General features: G+C 56.4%; 9 protein-coding genes. 2 read left to right on the top strand and 7 right to left on the bottom strand.

The genetic code is table 11. The features are described from left to right. Positions 1–1722 (top strand): MDR family MFS transporter, encoded by a 1722-nt coding sequence (locus BBOMB_RS01345; RefSeq protein ID WP_081867213.1) that lies wholly within the window; start codon positions 1–3, stop codon positions 1720–1722. Between the two features lie 130 nt (positions 1723–1852). Here BBOMB_RS01345 and BBOMB_RS01340 read toward each other — a convergent pair whose 3' ends face one another. From BBOMB_RS01340 to nrdD, 7 genes are all read right to left on the bottom strand, one after another. Beyond that, positions 1853–2569 carry an HNH endonuclease family protein gene (locus BBOMB_RS01340; RefSeq protein WP_044086856.1) on the bottom strand — a complete coding sequence of 239 codons (717 nt, stop codon included), beginning with the start codon at positions 2567–2569 and terminating at the stop codon, positions 1853–1855. A gap of 91 nt (positions 2570–2660) precedes the next feature. Then, complete coding sequence (locus BBOMB_RS01335; RefSeq protein ID WP_044086465.1) at positions 2661–5207, bottom strand: ATP-binding cassette domain-containing protein; 2547 nt, start codon at positions 5205–5207, stop codon at positions 2661–2663. A 148-nt stretch (positions 5208–5355) separates the two neighbouring features. After that, positions 5356–6024 carry a ribonuclease HII gene (locus BBOMB_RS01330; RefSeq protein WP_044086855.1) on the bottom strand — a complete coding sequence of 223 codons (669 nt, stop codon included), beginning with the start codon at positions 6022–6024 and terminating at the stop codon, positions 5356–5358. Positions 6025–6089: 65 nt separating this feature from the next. Further along, positions 6090–6860: a signal peptidase I gene (lepB, locus tag BBOMB_RS01325; protein ID WP_238549848.1), complete on the bottom strand. Its 771-nt coding sequence runs from the start codon at positions 6858–6860 to the stop codon at positions 6090–6092. 83 nt (positions 6861–6943) lie between these two features. Further along, positions 6944–11878 (bottom strand): 2-hydroxyacyl-CoA dehydratase, encoded by a 4935-nt coding sequence (locus BBOMB_RS01320; protein ID WP_044086852.1) that lies wholly within the window; start codon positions 11876–11878, stop codon positions 6944–6946. A gap of 337 nt (positions 11879–12215) precedes the next feature. Next, positions 12216–12917, bottom strand: coding sequence for an anaerobic ribonucleoside-triphosphate reductase activating protein (gene nrdG / locus BBOMB_RS01315; RefSeq protein ID WP_081867210.1), 702 nt, complete (start codon positions 12915–12917; stop codon positions 12216–12218). A gap of 357 nt (positions 12918–13274) precedes the next feature. Beyond that, positions 13275–15677, bottom strand: a complete 2403-nt coding sequence (nrdD, locus tag BBOMB_RS01310; RefSeq protein WP_044086850.1) for an anaerobic ribonucleoside-triphosphate reductase — start codon at positions 15675–15677, stop codon at positions 13275–13277. Positions 15678–16008: 331 nt separating this feature from the next. Here nrdD and xseA point away from each other — a divergent pair, with 331 nt between their 5' ends. Then, on the top strand, positions 16009–17298 hold the full coding sequence (xseA, locus tag BBOMB_RS01305; protein WP_238549908.1) for an exodeoxyribonuclease VII large subunit: 1290 nt from the start codon (positions 16009–16011) through the stop codon (positions 17296–17298). Positions 17299–17302: the final 4 nt, after the last annotated feature.

The following is a 17302-nucleotide window of genomic DNA, read 5'->3' as shown; positions in this document are numbered from 1 at the left end:
TTGCAAAGGCGACTCCTGAAAAACACGAAGCACAATCTGTCAGTTCCTCTGCAACAAGGCGAGACCTATGCCGACGGTCATCTGACCCACGCCGCGTTCGTATCTATCGCCATACTCACTTTCATCACCTTTCTCGGCAACTTCACGCAGCTGCAACTAAGCGCCGCTCTCCCGACCATCGTGGATGAATTCCATATCAGCGTGACGACAGGTCAATGGCTTACCTCGGTCATCCAGCTGGTGCAGGGTGTGATGGTGCCACTCACCGCATACCTTACCCGAAGGTTCTCTACCCGTCAGATCGTCATTACCTCCATGAGCATCTTCACCATCGGCTCGTTGCTGGCTTGGCAAAGCCATGTCTTCGCTTTCGTCCTGCTCGGACGGACCTTGGAGGCCGTGGGGTCCGGGGTGATGTGGCCTGTTCTGCAAATCACCGTTTTCTCCATCTATCCACTTGCCAAGCGAGGTTTGGCCATGGGGACCGTGGGTATGGCGATGAGCGTGGCCCCGGCTATCGGACCTACGTTCGGCGGCTGGCAGACGGATGCCACCGGCTGGCGCTCGATATTCCTGACTCTGAGCATTTCAGGTGTAATCGCACTGCTGCTGGCCATCTTCGGTCTGCATAATTTCAATGAAAAAGACAAAATGGCCAAGGCCGATTTCTTCTCAGTATGCCTTTCCGTCATCGGCTTTGGAGGACTTCTCTACGGCTTCACGAACATCGAGTCCTACCCTTTCACCAACCCGATGGTATGGCTGATGATGCTCGTCGGACTCGGGGGCATTGTCTGGTTCATCGTCCGTCAGATGAAGGGTGCCAGACGATTCAATGCAGCCCGCTCCGAGCTCTTGGAACTGCGAAGGCACAACGCAGCCGGCAACGCACGTATCAGACCGATAGAAGACTGGGATGACCAGCCCGTAGTCAATCGTCATTTTGGTCGTCGCAAGATGCACGAAGGCACCTATGCCGAAGAACTCAAGGAAGTCCAGCCACCTCTGCTCGATCTCACCGTGCTACGCAACCGCAACTTCATGATCGGCACGCTTGTGGCGGCACTAAGCTTCTTCGCTTTCAGCTCCATCAATGTCATCCTGCCGTTGTATATCCAAAGCGATCGTGGCTACGCCGCTACGATCTCAGGACTGGTGATGCTGCCCGGAGCACTGGGACAGTGCATCTCCCAGTTTGGCGGCGGACGTCTGCTGGACAAATTCGGAGCCCGTCCGACCGCTTTGTTCGGCTCCATTATTCTGTTCATTGGAACTGTGATGATGAGCTTCATCGGCAGTGGGACCGTGATTTGGTGGGTTTCCATCTGCCAATTCATTCGGCAGGTAGGCATGGGCTTTGTGCTGATGCCTTGCACGACATGGTCACTCAACTGCCTTGAACCGAAGGATGTGTCAGCGGGATCTGCCGTCACAAACACCATTCGACAGGTATCCGGGGCCATAGGCTCACCTGTCCTGGTCATTCTGATGGAACAGTTCACCACGCTTAAGGAACGTACGCTCGGCACAAGTCATGCCGCTGCCATCACCTCAAGCATCTTCGGCGTTCGGATATCATTGTACGTCAGCTCGGTCATCGCGTTCATGATGGTGGCCACCGTCTTCCTCGGCGTGCGCGGAAAAGGCGCGGGATCGACCAAAGACATGACGCAGAAGGCAATCAACGCCATGCACCGTCGTCTGTTCAGCGCGTCGCACTGAAAGCGGGCGACAGCGTGCCGGGTATGTGCAACCAGCAGCACGGCACCACACACAAGGAACAACCTCGCCAGGCACGCAAATATAACACTGTAGGCGCCGATTCCATAAGCTCAGGCTTTCCGGAACTTCCTTAATGTTTCGGTATGCTTTGGGAGGGGCATGACCGTAGGACCTCAATGATGGCATCCCTCTCCTTGGTGGTCACGCTCAATCGGTATTTCGTCTTGACTCCTATCTGACGCGCCACGTATGAGCAACGGTAACCGCGATTCTCCGGCAACCAGTATGCCGCCGACGCCGAACCCTTCTCCTGATTGGCAGGTCCGTCCACCGCAAGCAGATTGTACATGTCGTTGCCGTATTCTTCACGCTCGGCCAATCCCCACTTACTGGCACCTGACTGCCAGGCGTTCTCCAAAGCGACGACATGGTCTATCTGCACTTGTGCACTAGTCTGTTTGCCTCGCACGAAGTCAATCTCCTTACCAGTGTAAGGATCGTGGAGCACACCTGAATCCACATGACATGACGACCCGCCTGTGTAAGTGACGTCGTTCATATCACGACGCAGCACATCGTCACGCACGGTGCACCCGTCACCGTCGAAATCGACCTTGTTGTACGAAAAAGCGTCGCGCCTATATGAGGAGGACCTGGGGTGATCGTCGATTGCAAGGGTATTGAGCGCCTCGGCCGCAGGCCCTGAAGCCACGTAACGTCCCGTCATGCGGGCCAGCGGAGTGTCGAGCCTTGGCAAAAGCAGACCGATGACGATGCCTATGACGATTGCGGCGGCAACCAAGACATACATCCGGTAACGTACTTGACTGTCTCCGTACGCATCCATGGGAAAACGCGAACGATCGAAACGTCGACCTCCCCTAGGAGATCTGTTGCCACCTCCGTCGCCTACATACATGCTTCTCTCCCATCATCAGTCAGAATTTCTTTTCATTATAGGAGAGCTTTGCCTTGGCGAAGGCGACGAAAGCCGTGAGCTGCGCCATATACAATGCAGTCGTCAATGCGAGGAAAAACAAGGCGGCGGCCGCTACACCGGACGAGGGAGCCATGCCCTCACTCAGGAACAACGTCGTAGCAAGCAATACGGCACAAACCGCCATCACCATGCTCAAGCCGACATAGACGCTACGCTTGCGGTACAACCTTTGCCGTTCCACGAACAACTTCCTGACCCTCGAGATACTGCTGTGCATACGACCCTCACCCTGGGAAAAACGTATCATCTCATTGATACCGTGCACATCCTCGCTAATCCTCGCCTTGATCTTATGTTCATCAAAGGCAACGAGATGGATCAACGGACGGATGTCCCGCAGGAAGAGCAGCGGGAACACCGCCCCGATCAGCAGCAGCAAGGCACAGAAGATCGCGGCGAACCAGACGTTCAGGAAGGCCAGTGCCAAGGCACAGATGGCACACGCGAACACTGATATCGCTATGTTACGCACACCGATGCCCTTCGTCAGTGAGGGGTTTCGCCGCCCATACACATCCGTAACATAACCGTCGCGGATGCGTGAACCGGACCAAAGTTCGAACCACCCACAAACGCACCACAACAACGAGCAGGCCGACAGCGCCCAAGACGACGCAGCGACGTCCAATCCACAAACCGATTGACCGTTCCGGACAATGAAGGTCGCCACAGCGAAGAACGGCGCGAACACACCCGCCAAACGCTCCAAAACCTCACAGACACAATTCACCAGATGCAGAGACTTCATATGTCTCGCCCGATCCGCACCTGCCTGAACCGGGACACCAGCGTCTCCCACCGCCGTGATGCCGGTATGGTCATGGGACACGGAGCGACGCTCTTTGAGGTCGGCCTGGGATACATCCTCGGTGTTTCGGGTGATGTCCTGAGATTCGTCACCCGTCTGGACTCCGTTTTCAGACAAGGTCAGGACCTGATCGCCCTCCCAAGCGTCATCGGCGTCCTTCGTGAATACAATGACAGTCTTCGTCCTGGCGAGTTCGTGGATGGCCCTGTCCATGACCTTTGCACTTTGAGAGTCCACGCCAGCCATGACATCGTCGAATACATACACAGGGGTGTCGCACAACAACGCCCTTGCCAGGAAAAGTCTGAGCCGCTGACCCGCAGTAATGTTGTCGGCATTTGATTCGATGGGCATGTCAAGCCCCTTGGTCTGCGTGTAGACGAAACCGTCGATATGGGCACGGTTGAGCGCAAGCCACATGTCATTCGCACTGGCGTTGGGATCGGCAACGGCGAGATTGTCGCGCAGTGTCCCAGCAAAGAACCTGCTGCCTTCACCGACGACGGTCACTGCCGAAGCCAGGGAAGGCAGCGTAAGCGAGCGAAGTTCCAAATCCGCAGAAGAGGCTATTCCGGTGCGTAGCAGTATAGAACCCTGATAATCCTCCAAGGTTCCGGCCAGCAACTGCGGAACGATTCCCGCACCTGAAGCCCGATCCCCCAGAAGAACAGTCAATCTCCCTGGCTCGGCTTTGAAACTCAGCCCTGTTACCTCAACCGAATCAGTCCGCCTGCGGCTCACATCATCGAAGATGACCGAGCATGATCCGAATCCCAAACGTCGATCGGCCACTCCAATGGACGAGACGTTCACGTCTAGTAGATTCGTGATCTTCCTGAGGCAACGCAGACCTTCCTGCAGCATCGATGAAACAGTTCCCAGCCGCCGCACCGGCATCAGCAGACCAGCGCACAACAGCTGCACCGTCAAGGCATCGGACAATCCCACATGCCCATCGATATAGCGGCGGATAAGTATCAACGCGACAGCGACGAAGGCACAGCACAGGCACAGGACGGTCAGGACCATCGTCAGACCCTTGCGGCGCTGCAACTTAGGCGACTTCAACGAGAGCAAGCCCAAACCTGCAAGCAAAACAAGACAGACCAGCAAAGGCAGAGCCGTGGGTGCATCGATGCAAAGCACGACCACGAACAACGTCAGCAAGGCGACGTACGAAAACACCACCTCTGGCACAACCACCGAGTAAAGGCAACGGACGTCGCGAATCCCCTCATCCATAGCGAACGAAAATTCATCCTCATATTCACCCACGCCACGGCACTTCCCCAAATCCAGCATATGGGCATACAGGCCTTCATACAGATGAAGATGGACGCGCTCATCAATCTTACCGGCGAAATAGCAGGACAATCGGTAAGCGAGGTAACCTACGATCACGATCAGGACGAACAACTCAATGAAGACGGAGATACCTCCCGGCACATACGGGAAATTACGGATGTGCGGCTGTGCGCCGCCTTTGGCGATACTGGCGGAGACTCCGATTCGCGGTCTGCCACCTTCAGTAATTGCTGAAATGGGGATGGCAAGATAAGAAATCAAAGTGAACACGAATGATACACCGGCAAGCAGCGTCACCCATAACGAGGCCACCTTTGCCGCTATCAGCAGACCAGTGCGGGGAACCAAAGAAAACAACTGCTTGCCAGACATTTCAATACCTTTTGCACACTCGCGAATGATATGTATACAGGCTTCAATCATATGGCCCCCTATGTTCATTGACAGGCCGAATCAACATTGAAACCTCATGCCGGATAACATGAAACGCCACGGATACGGCGACCAGGATCCGGCGAGTTCATATCAGATGCCAGCTGACGCGATGCAGTTCGCACGGTCCCAGCCGACGAATGGCCTCACGATGCTCCAGAGAACCGTATCCCTTGTTTCGCTCCCAATGATATGGCGCGTATTCCACATTGCCACTGGCCAGAGAGACCATCAGACGGTCACGGGTCACCTTGGCGATGACGGAGGCCGCCGAAACGAGTGCACAACACTGGTCCGCCTTGATCCGCGTCATGATCTGCGCTAACACGGGAACCTCAGGGGCATCGAAACTGTCCAAGGCCTTGGTGATGTAATCGTTGGGACCGTCGAGTATCGCGCCCACGCGTGCACCGACCAGATCCATACCTATGCGGCGCTCGACCTGAGCAAGAGCACGCAGAGCGGCGATACCCAAAGCATGCGAGATGCCCCACTGGTCGATTTCGACGTTGGAGGCCTGCCCCACGGCGCTGGCTGCGCACCAGCCAAGGAGCTCGTCATACAATCCCTCACGCCTGCGTTCGCTGAGCAATTTTGAATCCGTCAGGCCAGACGGCACCTTTGCATGTGCAATGTCGTCCGCCTTCATCACTGCAACACCCACCATCACGGGTCCAGCGAGAGCACCGCGCCCAACCTCATCGAAACCGGCGATGAAATCAAAACCGCGCTGTGCCAGACACAATTCGGTGAGCATATCGGGTCTGGTCTGCACGGGTTCGCCTCCACGCCGACTTCCGTATCTTGTCGAATCGCCGGAACTCACGACACCGCCTGCGCGGGAACGGCGTCAAACACTTCGTGGTGCGACTGCAACGCACCGAAACGACCCAACGGCCAGAACGTCAGCAACCCCTTGCCCTTGATATCGTGTACGGGAACCAAACCGTCGTTTCCATCATCGGCGTGCCACCTAGAATCGGCCGAATTCGCACGATTGTCACCCATCACGAAAACATTGCCCGCACTGACCTTGACCTTGAAGGCGAAATCGCTCGGATTGACGCCTGGCTTAAGGTAGGAGGTCTCGTTGATGGGCACACCGTTGACCTTGACGGGAGCCCCCTTGCCGCTGCACTCCACAGTATCGCCGGGCAAACCGATAAGCCTCTTGATCAGGGTGTCGGTGAACATGTTTTCGTTCTTGTCATCAAGCCAATGCGCCGGATCTTTGAACACCACCACATCGCCGCGTCTGGGTTTCATCAGACGAGGCTCGAGCCGGGTGACCAGGACTCTGTCACCGACCTCTATGGTGTCCATCATGGACCCCGATGGAATCCTATAGCTGGCAAACAACGTGAACACCACCAACAAAGGTATCACGCAGTAGATAATCAAATCCCTGAGGAAAAGCCAGCCACTGCCGTTGTCAGAACGCCGGTTCGACGACGAAGCGTGAGCGGGGCGCCGCCTGCCGTAGTTACGGACACCCCTGACGGCATCCGACCGGCCCGAAGCCTCAGACCCGTGCTCCGGATCGTCAGCGGATCCTTCAGTCCGCACAACCATATCGGCAGTCAAAGCCATCATGTTCCTTCCCGTGCACCAAAACCACGATTCGTCCGATACCACCGGCAAAGGCCATTGTAACCAGCCAACCCGAAAACACGTGCTCAATCGGCGGAAGTGATCTTCTGGTGGTTCTTCTTCGCCGTCGCGACCATAAGCTTGATCCGGTTGAGCTGATTGGCCTGCGAAGCACCTGGGTCGTAATCTATGGAGACGATGTTCGCTTCCGGATGGAGCCTGCGAATCTTGCCGAACATACCACGCCCAGTCACGTGGTTCGGCAGGCATGCGAAGGGCTGCGCACACACCACGTTGGGGCATCCGGAACCAATCAGCTCCAAAATCTCGGCGGTAAGCAGCCACCCCTCACCTGCCTGCACGCCAATCGATGTCACTTCGGAAGCCATATCCACCAACTCGGGCATAGGGGTGTCCTGGCCGAACTTGCCGCGCGACAAGTTGATGGCGCGCCGAACCGGGTTGAGGATTCGGTCGAGTCCCCAACGCATCGCCGCATAGACCGCCTTATTCCCACCCGTGCCCAGGTGCTTTTCGCGCCAATCACTGATGTAGGGGCCTGTCGTCATGAATTCCATGATTCCGGGCACCACCGCTTCACACCCCTGTGCCTCAAGAACATCGACCAGATGATTGTTGGCATCGGGATGGTATTTCACCAGAATCTCTCCGACCACGCCGACTCTTGGCTTGCGTTGGATGTTTCTCAAAGGCAGAGAGTCGAAGCTCTTCACGATCTGCTTGAGCAGCTTCTGATAAGGAAGATAGCCCTTACCGAACCGCCTCGCGGCGGTCTTCGAATAACCGTGGTGTTCGATGGTCTCTCTGACGATGACATCCCACAGACGGTACAGCTTGTCGGCGCTGCCGGGTTCCTCTTCGTACGGACGTACACGGTACAGGCACTTCATCAGCAGGTCACCGATGACGAGCGCCTTGAGAGCCCTCCAAAGCAGCTGGGGCGTGGCTGTGAAACCCGGATTGTCCTCGATACCCTGCGTCGAGATGGCGATTACGGGAACCTGAGGATAACCAGCATCCACCAGTGCTTTGCGGATGAGCGCAAAATAATTAGTGGCGCGACACATGCCACCGGTCTGCGTGATGGCGAGACATACCTTGTCCGGATCATACTTTCCCTTGACGATGGAATCCACCAGCTGCCCCACCACCATGATCGCTGGATAACAGGCGTCGTTGTTCACATATTTGAGACCGAGCTCCACATCATCGCGATCGGCGGTCTTGAGCACGTCGAATTTATAGCCGCCTGAACGAATGACAGCCTCGACAAGGCTCATGTGCACGGGACTCATCTGCGGAGCGACTATGGTGTAGCCTCGCATCGACTTTTGGAATTTGATCTTATGAGCATAGGCGCTCAATGTGCCTTTCGCCCTTGGAGACCTTGACCCGTCAGTCGACGTAGACGACAGGGCACCTTTTCGCGGAGCCTCCGCCGGAGAACGATCATGGCCTGTCTGCGATGAAGCCGCCCCATACGATGACTTGGCAAGTCCGCGTCCGGCGTTCATGACGCTGTCCAGCATCACTTGACGTCCTGGTGTGGGCGCCTTTGACCCCGTTCTGCGGAATCGACCATGAACATCGTTTGGTGAATCCTTCGAGTTGCCACCTTGGTCAAGCACTTCACCTGCAACCGGTGGCCATGCGCTTGCCACGTTGCCCTCCGCCGCATCGACTTTCCTCCGGGCCTCTTCCAAAGCCGCCTGTGCATGTGCTAGTTCGGCGCGAGCCGTTTCAAGATCGGACCGTGCGCCCTTGCGTTCCGCATCGTTCTTGTGCAAGGTACCGTCCTGCGTCTCGCTCCCTGTCGTCCGCGGGGTGCGCGTCGTTCGTGCGATTTCAGCTTTGGTACTGCCCGCCTCCCGCTCTTCGACGGCCGCCTTAAGGGAGCGCAGGCGAATCTTTGCGGCGCCGAGGTTGCTCACTTCATCGATCTTAAGCAAGGTGTACACGTCCGATTTGTCCGCGAGAATCTCACTGACCTGATCGGTGGTAATGGCATCGATACCGCACCCGAATGAGTTGAGTTGCACGAGTTCAAGACCCGGATACGAGGCCACGAAATTCGCCGCCGCGTACAACCTGGAATGATAGGCCCACTGATTGGTGACCCTCAGAGGCATCGCCTTGACCGGCCGATCGACGACCTTGCGGAACCCCGCCCGATCCTTGGCGCGCGAATCCCTTTCATCTTGCGACAGAAATTCGCTGAGATGCAACTCTTGGCCAGGCTGCAGTTCACAGATGGAATCCTCGGACAACACCACCATTCCGAGCGAACAAATCGTCTCAGGAATCCCGTGATTGATCTCAGGATCGACATGGTAGGGTCTGCCAGCCAACACAATGCCGCGGCAATCATGTTCCTTCATGTAGGCCAACGCGCGCAGTCCTTCCTGCTGAACGTCGTTCTTGAAGATCTTGTCTTCGGCGTAGGCCTCTTTCACCGCCGTCCTGGCCTCTTCGCGCGTCACTCCAGCCCAATCGAACACCTCAACGATGCGATCGACCATGAGGTCATGGTCGGCCAGGTTGAAATAAGGGCGCATGTAACGTACGCCTTCCTGCCGGAGCTCAGGCATGTTCGCCTCAATGACTACAGGATAGTTGGCCACGACCGGACAGTTGTAATGATTGTCGGTGCCGCCCTCCACGAGATTCTCCTCATAGGACACGCAAGGGTAGAAAATGGTCTTCACGCCACGGTCGAGCAGCCATTTGATGTGCCCATGCACCAACTTCGCCGGGTAACATATGTTTTCCGATGCTATGGATTCGATGCCGCTTTGGAACAAATCATGGCTGCTGCGCCCGGAAATCCTCACCTTGAAGCCTAATGACGTAAGCAACGTGAACCAGAACGGATAGTTCTCGTACATGTTGAGCACGCGAGGAACACCTATTTCACCGCGAGTCGCCTTTTTGTCCGTCAGCCTTCGGTATGCGAAGGCACGTTTGTACTTGTAGTCGTAAAGGTTCGGCCTGTCGCTGCGCTCCGCCTTGGCATCGGCGCCGCGTTCGCATCGGTTTCCGGTGACGTATCGGGAACCATCCTGGAATGTGGTGATGGTGAGCTTGCACTTGTTCTGGCATCGTTTGCATACATCATGCGAACTCGTCATGGACAAGCCGTCCAAGGCCTGACCCATGATGATGTTTGAACGCGTATGAGGCTCATTCGGGTCAAGCTCGTTGGCGTCCTCGTAATGCATGCGCGCAGTCAACGCGGCTCCGTATGCGCCCATCAGCCCCGCGATGTTCGGACGTGTTACCTCTCTGCCTGTAAGCAGTTCAAAAGCGCGCAGCACGGCATCGTTGAGGAATGTCCCGCCCTGTACCTCGATGGTGTCGCCAAGCTGCCCGGCATCGCGCAGTTTGATGACCTTATAGAGTGCATTGCGAACTACCGAATAGCATAGGCCGGCTGCGATGTTCTCTATGCTGGCACCCTCCTTCTGCGCCTGCTTCACGGAAGAGTTCATGAACACCGTGCAGCGTGAACCAAGATCCACTGGATGATCCGAACGGAGGGCAGCCTGGGTGAATTCTTCAATCGTCAGGCCCATGGATTGCGCGAAAGTCTGGAGGAAGGAGCCACAACCCGAGGAACAGGCCTCGTTCACACTGATGGAGTCGATGACGCCATCGGCTATGGCGAGGTATTTCATATCCTGCCCTCCGATGTCGATGACCGAGGTGACACCGGGACTGACCAGTTCGGCACCACGATAATGCGCCATCGTCTCCACGACGCCTTCGTCGAGATGAAGTCCGGTGGAGATCAATCCTTCGCCATAACCGGTCGAACAACTGCGAGCAATATAAGCCTCGTCGGGAAGCTCCTGTTCGATCCGATGCACGATCTGCACGGCGGCCTCCAAGGGGCTGCCGTCGTTCGTGGCATATGACGACCATACGATATCATGGTCATCATTGATCAACGTGGCTTTGATGGTCGTGCTCCCGGCATCGATGCCCAGAAAATGCGGCCCTTTGGCACCTTCAAGCGTGCTGATTTTGATGCGCTCCCTGTGGTGGCGCTCCTCGAAAGCCCGGCGCTCCTCGTCGTCCTTGAACAGAGGCGGCATGGTGGATGTATTGACTTTGCGGTTTTTCAGCGATTCAAGGTCGTCGAGTATGTCGGCACAGGTACGTGCCGCAAAGGCCTTTTCCTGCTCGGGATCGCTGCCGTCGCCTGCTATCAGTGCTGAACCGTAGGCCACATACAAATGGGCATCCTTGGGAAGGATGAACCTGTCGACCCTGCCTTCCAGTGCACGGGCGAAGGCATCCCTCAAACCTGAAAGGAAGAACAAAGGCCCGCCAAGGAAGATGACGTTGCCATGTATCGGCCGTCCGGAAGCCAATCCGCCGATTGTCTGCGTGGCCACGGCGGTGAATATGGAAGCAGCCAGATCCGGCTTTTCGGCACCGTCATTGATCAGCGGCTGCAGATCCGACTTGGCGAAGACCCCGCACCTGGATGCAATCGGATACAGCATCCGATAATCCTTGCTCATCTCGTTGAGACCTGCTGCGTCGGTGTCAAGCAACGTAGCCATCTGGTCGATGAACGCACCGGTCCCACCGGCGCAGGAACCGTTCATACGCTGTTCGGGGGTCGGTTTGAGATATGTGATCTTCGCGTCTTCCCCACCCAGCTCGATGATGACATCAGCTTCGGGGTATACCTGGTCAATGGCTTTCGTCTCGGCGATGACCTCCTGAATAAAGGGGACGTCGAGGTCATCGGCAAGGCCCAAACCGCCCGATCCGGTGATTGCCAGCCGCACGGGACGCCCGCCTTCGCCGTGGGACTGCAACAGTCCCGAAATGTCCTGCAGCAGCCCCGCAACGGTCGCACGCACATTCGCATTGTGACGCCGGTAATCGCAGAACAGCGCATCATCCAAGTCGTCATCTTCGTCCAGCACCACCGCCTTGACCGTCGTGGAACCGATGTCGAGACCGATTCTCAAAGGATCCTTCGACATATCGTGCGACTTCCACACATCATCCGGATTCCCGTTCAGCGATTGCGCCATGTATCCACCCCTTTGCCACATGCCCGGCGCATATGTCCAGCGGATTTACGCATAGCAGATGTGCCAAAACTCATATGTCAACATTAGTCCCTAGCCACGTCTTATATAGCCGATAGTGACGTGATTCAGCTCACAGACTCACGGCGGAATCCAAACACCCCTTGACATTTTCGTGACGATGGAATAGGCGACTTGCATTCCAGTTCGAATACGCCTGAAAACTTAATGGCACCTGCCGCGCCTGTGGGAGGGGCACGAACTGGACCATTGTGGAAACCCTTGGAATTTAGCTTGCGGCTCCCTCACCCGCCGAGCGATCTTTGCCGTACATCTCCGGAATGAAACGCTTTTGATCATGCAAACCGCCCCAGATCACCGGCTTGCCTGCAACAAAGGAGGCTGGAACGTCGATTATCCTCTGGTTCCGGGAGCCCCGGAATTGCAGGAGAGCGTCATGCTGGTCCTTCAGATATCGGCCATCGACGAGCACGTCCACCTCATGGAGCAACTCAATCTTGTCAGGACTCTCACCCTGACGCATGAGTTCCTCCCAAGTGTACCCCGTCCAGCACCAGATATCCTTGGAATGGCCGAACTCAGAACGGATGCGCCGTGAAAGCCTCAAGAGCACACCTGTATTCAACAACGGCTCGCCGCCAAGGAAGGTTATACCCTGTACGAAACCGTTCGACAGATCCGCAATAACGGCATCCTCGAAATCCTGTGTATACGGATGGCCCGCCTGAAAATCCCAAATCGAACTGTTGAAGCACTCCTCACAATGGAAAGGGCAACCCGAAACGTACACCGAACAGCGAATCCCCTCGCCGTCGGTCATCAGAAAGCGCTTGTAATCCGCAACCATGTCATGGCTCATCGCCTTGCTGGTCCACTGACCGGCCCTTGGGTTGTTTGCCAAAGCCGTAGGAATGAACGGCCCACGTCCGGACTCCGTTTTGGCAAAATCATGTACACGTGTCATGAACATCTTCCTTAAGACTTTATCGAACATCGGCTTCTGGACGCTCGGAAGCAGGCGTCCACACGCGGGCGGCCGCCTCTGCGCCAATCCAGAACCATCGGGCGTCGAAAACCTACACTGCACAGCGGGTATGCAACCCTCAGAGCACTGATCCGGACCAATGGTCTGTGAACGCCGTTACCAAAGACAAACGGTGAAGACAAACGAGCGCCACACCGCGGCCACCGAAGCCCAGACCTGCAAAAAGATACGTCTAAGGCCAGATTCGGAGATCCGGACGGACAAGCCATCCGACGACGTCGCCGGCGTAACAGGCAGCGACGCCCGGAAGCATACAATACGTTGTGTCGGTCACCCCTAAAATCACTTGGTTTCGGCATACCATTCGCGGTCGGAACCATCCGAAAGCATGACGTGTCCGGTCTCGCCACTCATGTGCTTGACTCGGTGGGCCAGCTCCTCATGGCGACCGTGCACCATCGGACGTTGCACGGGGTTACCCAAATAACCGCACGTACGCTTGGTGACGTTGCACTTATCCGGATCGCTGTTGCCGCACTCCGGGCACTTGTACCCCTCCTCAGTGGGTTCGAAGTCCCCCTCGAAACCACAGACGAAACAGTGGTCGATCGGAGTGTTCGTACCGAGGTAGCCTATGCCGATGTTGTAAGCATAATCCCATACGGCTTCCAAAGCCTTGGGATTGGATTGCAGGCAGGGGAACTCGCAGTAGTGGATAAAACCGCCGGCCGCATAGTAGGGGAAGTCCTTCTCGTAATCGAGCTTCTCCATCGGCGTGGGCGACAGCCAGACCGGGTAATGGAACGAATTGGTATAGAAGTCATGGTCCGTGACACCCTCCACACGCCCGAACTTCTTGCGGTCCATGCTATTGAAGCGATCTGTCAACGACTCCGCCGGAGTGGAATACACCGAGTAATGGTAACCCTCCGCGTTCTCCCACTGCTTGCAGAGCTCGTTCATGCGTCGGACGATGGAAAGGGCGAACTCCTTGCCTTCCGGGTCCCAGGCATGATCGCTCATCCAGTCCTTGCCATAAAAGACGCTCGTGGCCTCATACAGGCCGATGTATCCAAGCGACACCGTGGAACGCGAACGATTAAACAGCTGATCCACATTATCGTTGGCGGCCAAACGTCCGAAGGCACCATAGCGGTACAGAGTGGGGGCATTGACGGGAGTGGCTTGCTTGCAGCGCATGATGCGGAACTGAAGCGCCTCATGAGCCACCTGCATGCGCTGATCGAATATCTTCCAGAAACGATCCTTGTCGCCTCTCGACTCCAAAGCGATACGAGGTATGTTAACCGTGACCACGCCAAGGTTCATGCGCCCGTCCTCCTCGTCCTTTCCGGTCTCGGGGTTAACCCAGCCCTGAAGGAAGGAACGGCAACCCATGGGCGCCTTGAACGAACCGGTGATCTTGACGATGTTCTCATAGAACACGATGTCCGGATACATGCGCTTGGTAGAGCATTCCAGCGCCAACTTCTTCATGTCATAGTTCGGGTCACATTTATCGGCGTTGATGCCGTGCTTGACCGTGAAGACAAGCTTCGGGAAGATGGCGGTGTGCCGGTCCTTGCCCAGTCCGCGTATACGGTTGAGGAAGATGGCACGCTGAATCTCGCGCGCGAACCAGTCCGTACCTAGGCCGAAGCCGACGGTCACGAACGGGGTCTGACCGTTGGAGACACGATTGGAGTTGATCTGGTATTCCATGGTCTGCATGGCGTCATAGATGGCCTTACGGGTCATGATCTTGGCATAGACCTCACGAATGCGCTCAAGCTCTGGAGCGTCCGCGTGGAACGGCTCATCCTGCGGTAAAGGATCACGCCCTTCGAAGTGAAGGTTGTCGGGCTCCTGCGCCTTCAAACCGTCAACCATGTCGCGGGCTACAGCAATGGACATGGAATCGGGAATCAGAGCCTGAGCCATCTTCAGATGCTTGTCGTAATCTTTCTTGGCATATTCGGAAAGCATCTCATCCGCACGATTGACCGTCTGCCCACCGTACTGGTCGCCCGCGATGTCCTTGATGATCTGGGTGATCTGCGTGGCCGCGGTGCCGATGGACTTCGGTGAATCCATCATGGCATTGCCCAACTCGAAACCCTCCTTGAGCATGTTGGCGAAATTAGGCAACGAACAATTGGTCATTGCTGTGAACGGCGAATAATCGGCGTCATGGAAGTGTATATCGCCCTTCATATGAGCGTTGGCGACGTCCTTGGGAAGCATCGAGAAGGCGGACGCCTTGGAGACCGCGCCGGCCAACAGATCACGCTGCGTGGCGTAGACGTTGGAATCCTTGTTCGCATTCTCCTTGACCAACTTCGGGTCCCGGTTCACCAGACGGTTGACGGCTTCGTTAATGTCCGTCGCCTTGGCTCGGTCGATGTCCTTGTTAAGCCTGTATGTGGTGTAGCAGCGAGCCACATCGTAAAGGTGGTCCTCAACCAAACCGTGTTCCACGAGGCTCTGGATGTCCTCGATACGGGCTGGCCCCTTGTAGCGCCCTTGGATCTCACCCTCGACCTGATCGGCAAGATCGCGGATCAACTGCTCCTCCTGAGGGCCCACTTCCTTGTCCAGATCCTGAAAAGCCGACCTAACGGCCTCGATGATGTTGATCGGATCGAAATCAACCACCCGGCCATCACGCTTCTGCACCAGAACGCGCGAGTCCACCACCGTATCGTTTTGAACTTCATCGTCATTCGACGCAGTTGGCGACATCATCCGCGCATCACGAACCTGAGACTCAATCATGTGTGCTCCCTATCACTATTCTCTTACCACAAAAACCGCATTTACCATCAAACGACAAAGGTGTAACTCCATGCGACATATGTAACTATATCACCATATCTAGTGTTTTGAATTCATTTCGTTACCAGATATAGTGTAACGGCCATACCCTAGGCTTCCTACGGCATGTCGCGTTGCGACACGTCCACGACGGCGATTCATGAAATGCATCACAGCTTCGCCACTTCGTCCGTACAAGCCGCCAAGGCGGCCTACGTACATTTTGTCCGTTCACCTGAGGAACCTTATAGGTATGACTGAGATGAATCCAATTCCTCCGACCGCGGAGACATCCACCGGAACGGCGACCCGTCCGGTGGAACCTTTGCCAAGGCTGGCAAGGGACACCACCGCCGAAAACCCCTGGCCCGTGAGCGTACTGAGCCAGAAATACCACAACGCGGTCGCAAAATGGCCCGGAGCGTGGGTTGAAGGCCAGATCATGGAGATCAACATGCGCAGGCCAAGTTCCGGCTACATCACCCTACGGGACAATTTCGAAGAGATATCGATATCAGTCATGGGCTTCAGCCGTTTCGTGACCATGGCCAGGCAGTTCAGGCAAGGTGACAGGGTGGTGATTCATGGCAGACCCGATATCTGGGTCAAGGCCACCAGGTTGAGCTTTGTAGCCGACGACATACGCCGCGTCGGCGCCGGTGACCTCAAGGCGCAGATCGACGAGCTGCGCAAGAGACTCAAAGGCGAAGGACTGTTCGACGCCGAAAACAAAGTTGCACTCCCCGAGTTTCCCCAATGCATCGGTCTCATCTGTGCTCCGCAAGCCAGGGCCGAGGGGGACGTAATCACCAACGTGAACCTCCGTTGGCCGGCGGTGCGTTTCAAAGTGGTGCACGCCCATGTCCAAGGAGCGCAATGTCCCGGCGATGTCGTGGCGGCGATAGCGAAGCTCGATGCCGATCGCGATGTCGATGTCATCATCGTAGCGCGAGGAGGCGGCAGCTTCGAGGACCTTATAGGCTTCTCGGACGAAGGCGTGGTACGCGCAACAGCCGCATGCACAACACCGATCGTCTCGGCCATTGGGCACGAGGACGACTGGACACTCATCGATCTGGCAGCCGATGTACGCGCATCGACTCCCACGGACGCCGCCAAGAAGGTGGTGCCCGACGTGCGCGAGCAGTGGCAGTTGGTCACGAATGCAATCGAGCAAATGCGCATGCGAGTTCAGGCGAGGATTGAGAACGAGACACGACTTATCGACGGGTATGCCAGCCGGCCAAGCCTCACCCGACCGCAGACCATGCTCGAACCACATGAACGCTTCGTGGACGAGGCGAGGCAACGCATGACGCTAGGATTGACGAGGATCGTCGATGATGCCGAGATGACCGTGGAGAAACTGCATGCCAGTCTGACCGCATTAAGCCCACAATCCACCCTGGACCGTGGATACGCCGTTGTACAGCAGGCCGATGGACAGGTGCTGGACGACGCCTCCCGAGTCGATGTCGGGCAAACACTGACGATGACACTCAAACGCGGCAGCGTCGTCAGCGAGGTCACCAGCGTCAATCCAGAGCAATAGACGA

Source organism: Bifidobacterium bombi DSM 19703 (assembly GCF_000737845.1).
Lineage (GTDB): Bacteria > Actinomycetota > Actinomycetes > Actinomycetales > Bifidobacteriaceae > Bifidobacterium > Bifidobacterium bombi.
The sequence above is the reverse complement of the archived record's forward strand: the minus strand, read 5'-3'. Positions and strand labels throughout refer to the sequence as shown.

What these genes read in the sequence shown, in the direction of transcription:
- nrdG (WP_081867210.1), bottom strand. Translation starts at nt 12,917, where the DNA reads ATGTTCATGACACGTGTACATGATTTTGCCAAAACGGAGTCCGGACGT.
- BBOMB_RS01330 (WP_044086855.1), bottom strand. Translation starts at nt 6,024, where the DNA reads ATGCTCACCGAATTGTGTCTGGCACAGCGCGGTTTTGATTTCATCGCC.
- BBOMB_RS01335 (WP_044086465.1), bottom strand. Translation starts at nt 5,207, where the DNA reads ATGTCTGGCAAGCAGTTGTTTTCTTTGGTTCCCCGCACTGGTCTGCTG.
- xseA (WP_238549908.1), top strand. Translation starts at nt 16,009, where the DNA reads ATGAATCCAATTCCTCCGACCGCGGAGACATCCACCGGAACGGCGACC.
- BBOMB_RS01340 (WP_044086856.1), bottom strand. Translation starts at nt 2,569, where the DNA reads ATGGATGCGTACGGAGACAGTCAAGTACGTTACCGGATGTATGTCTTG.
- lepB (WP_238549848.1), bottom strand. Translation starts at nt 6,860, where the DNA reads ATGATGGCTTTGACTGCCGATATGGTTGTGCGGACTGAAGGATCCGCT.
- nrdD (WP_044086850.1), bottom strand. Translation starts at nt 15,677, where the DNA reads ATGATGTCGCCAACTGCGTCGAATGACGATGAAGTTCAAAACGATACG.
- BBOMB_RS01320 (WP_044086852.1), bottom strand. Translation starts at nt 11,878, where the DNA reads ATGTCGAAGGATCCTTTGAGAATCGGTCTCGACATCGGTTCCACGACG.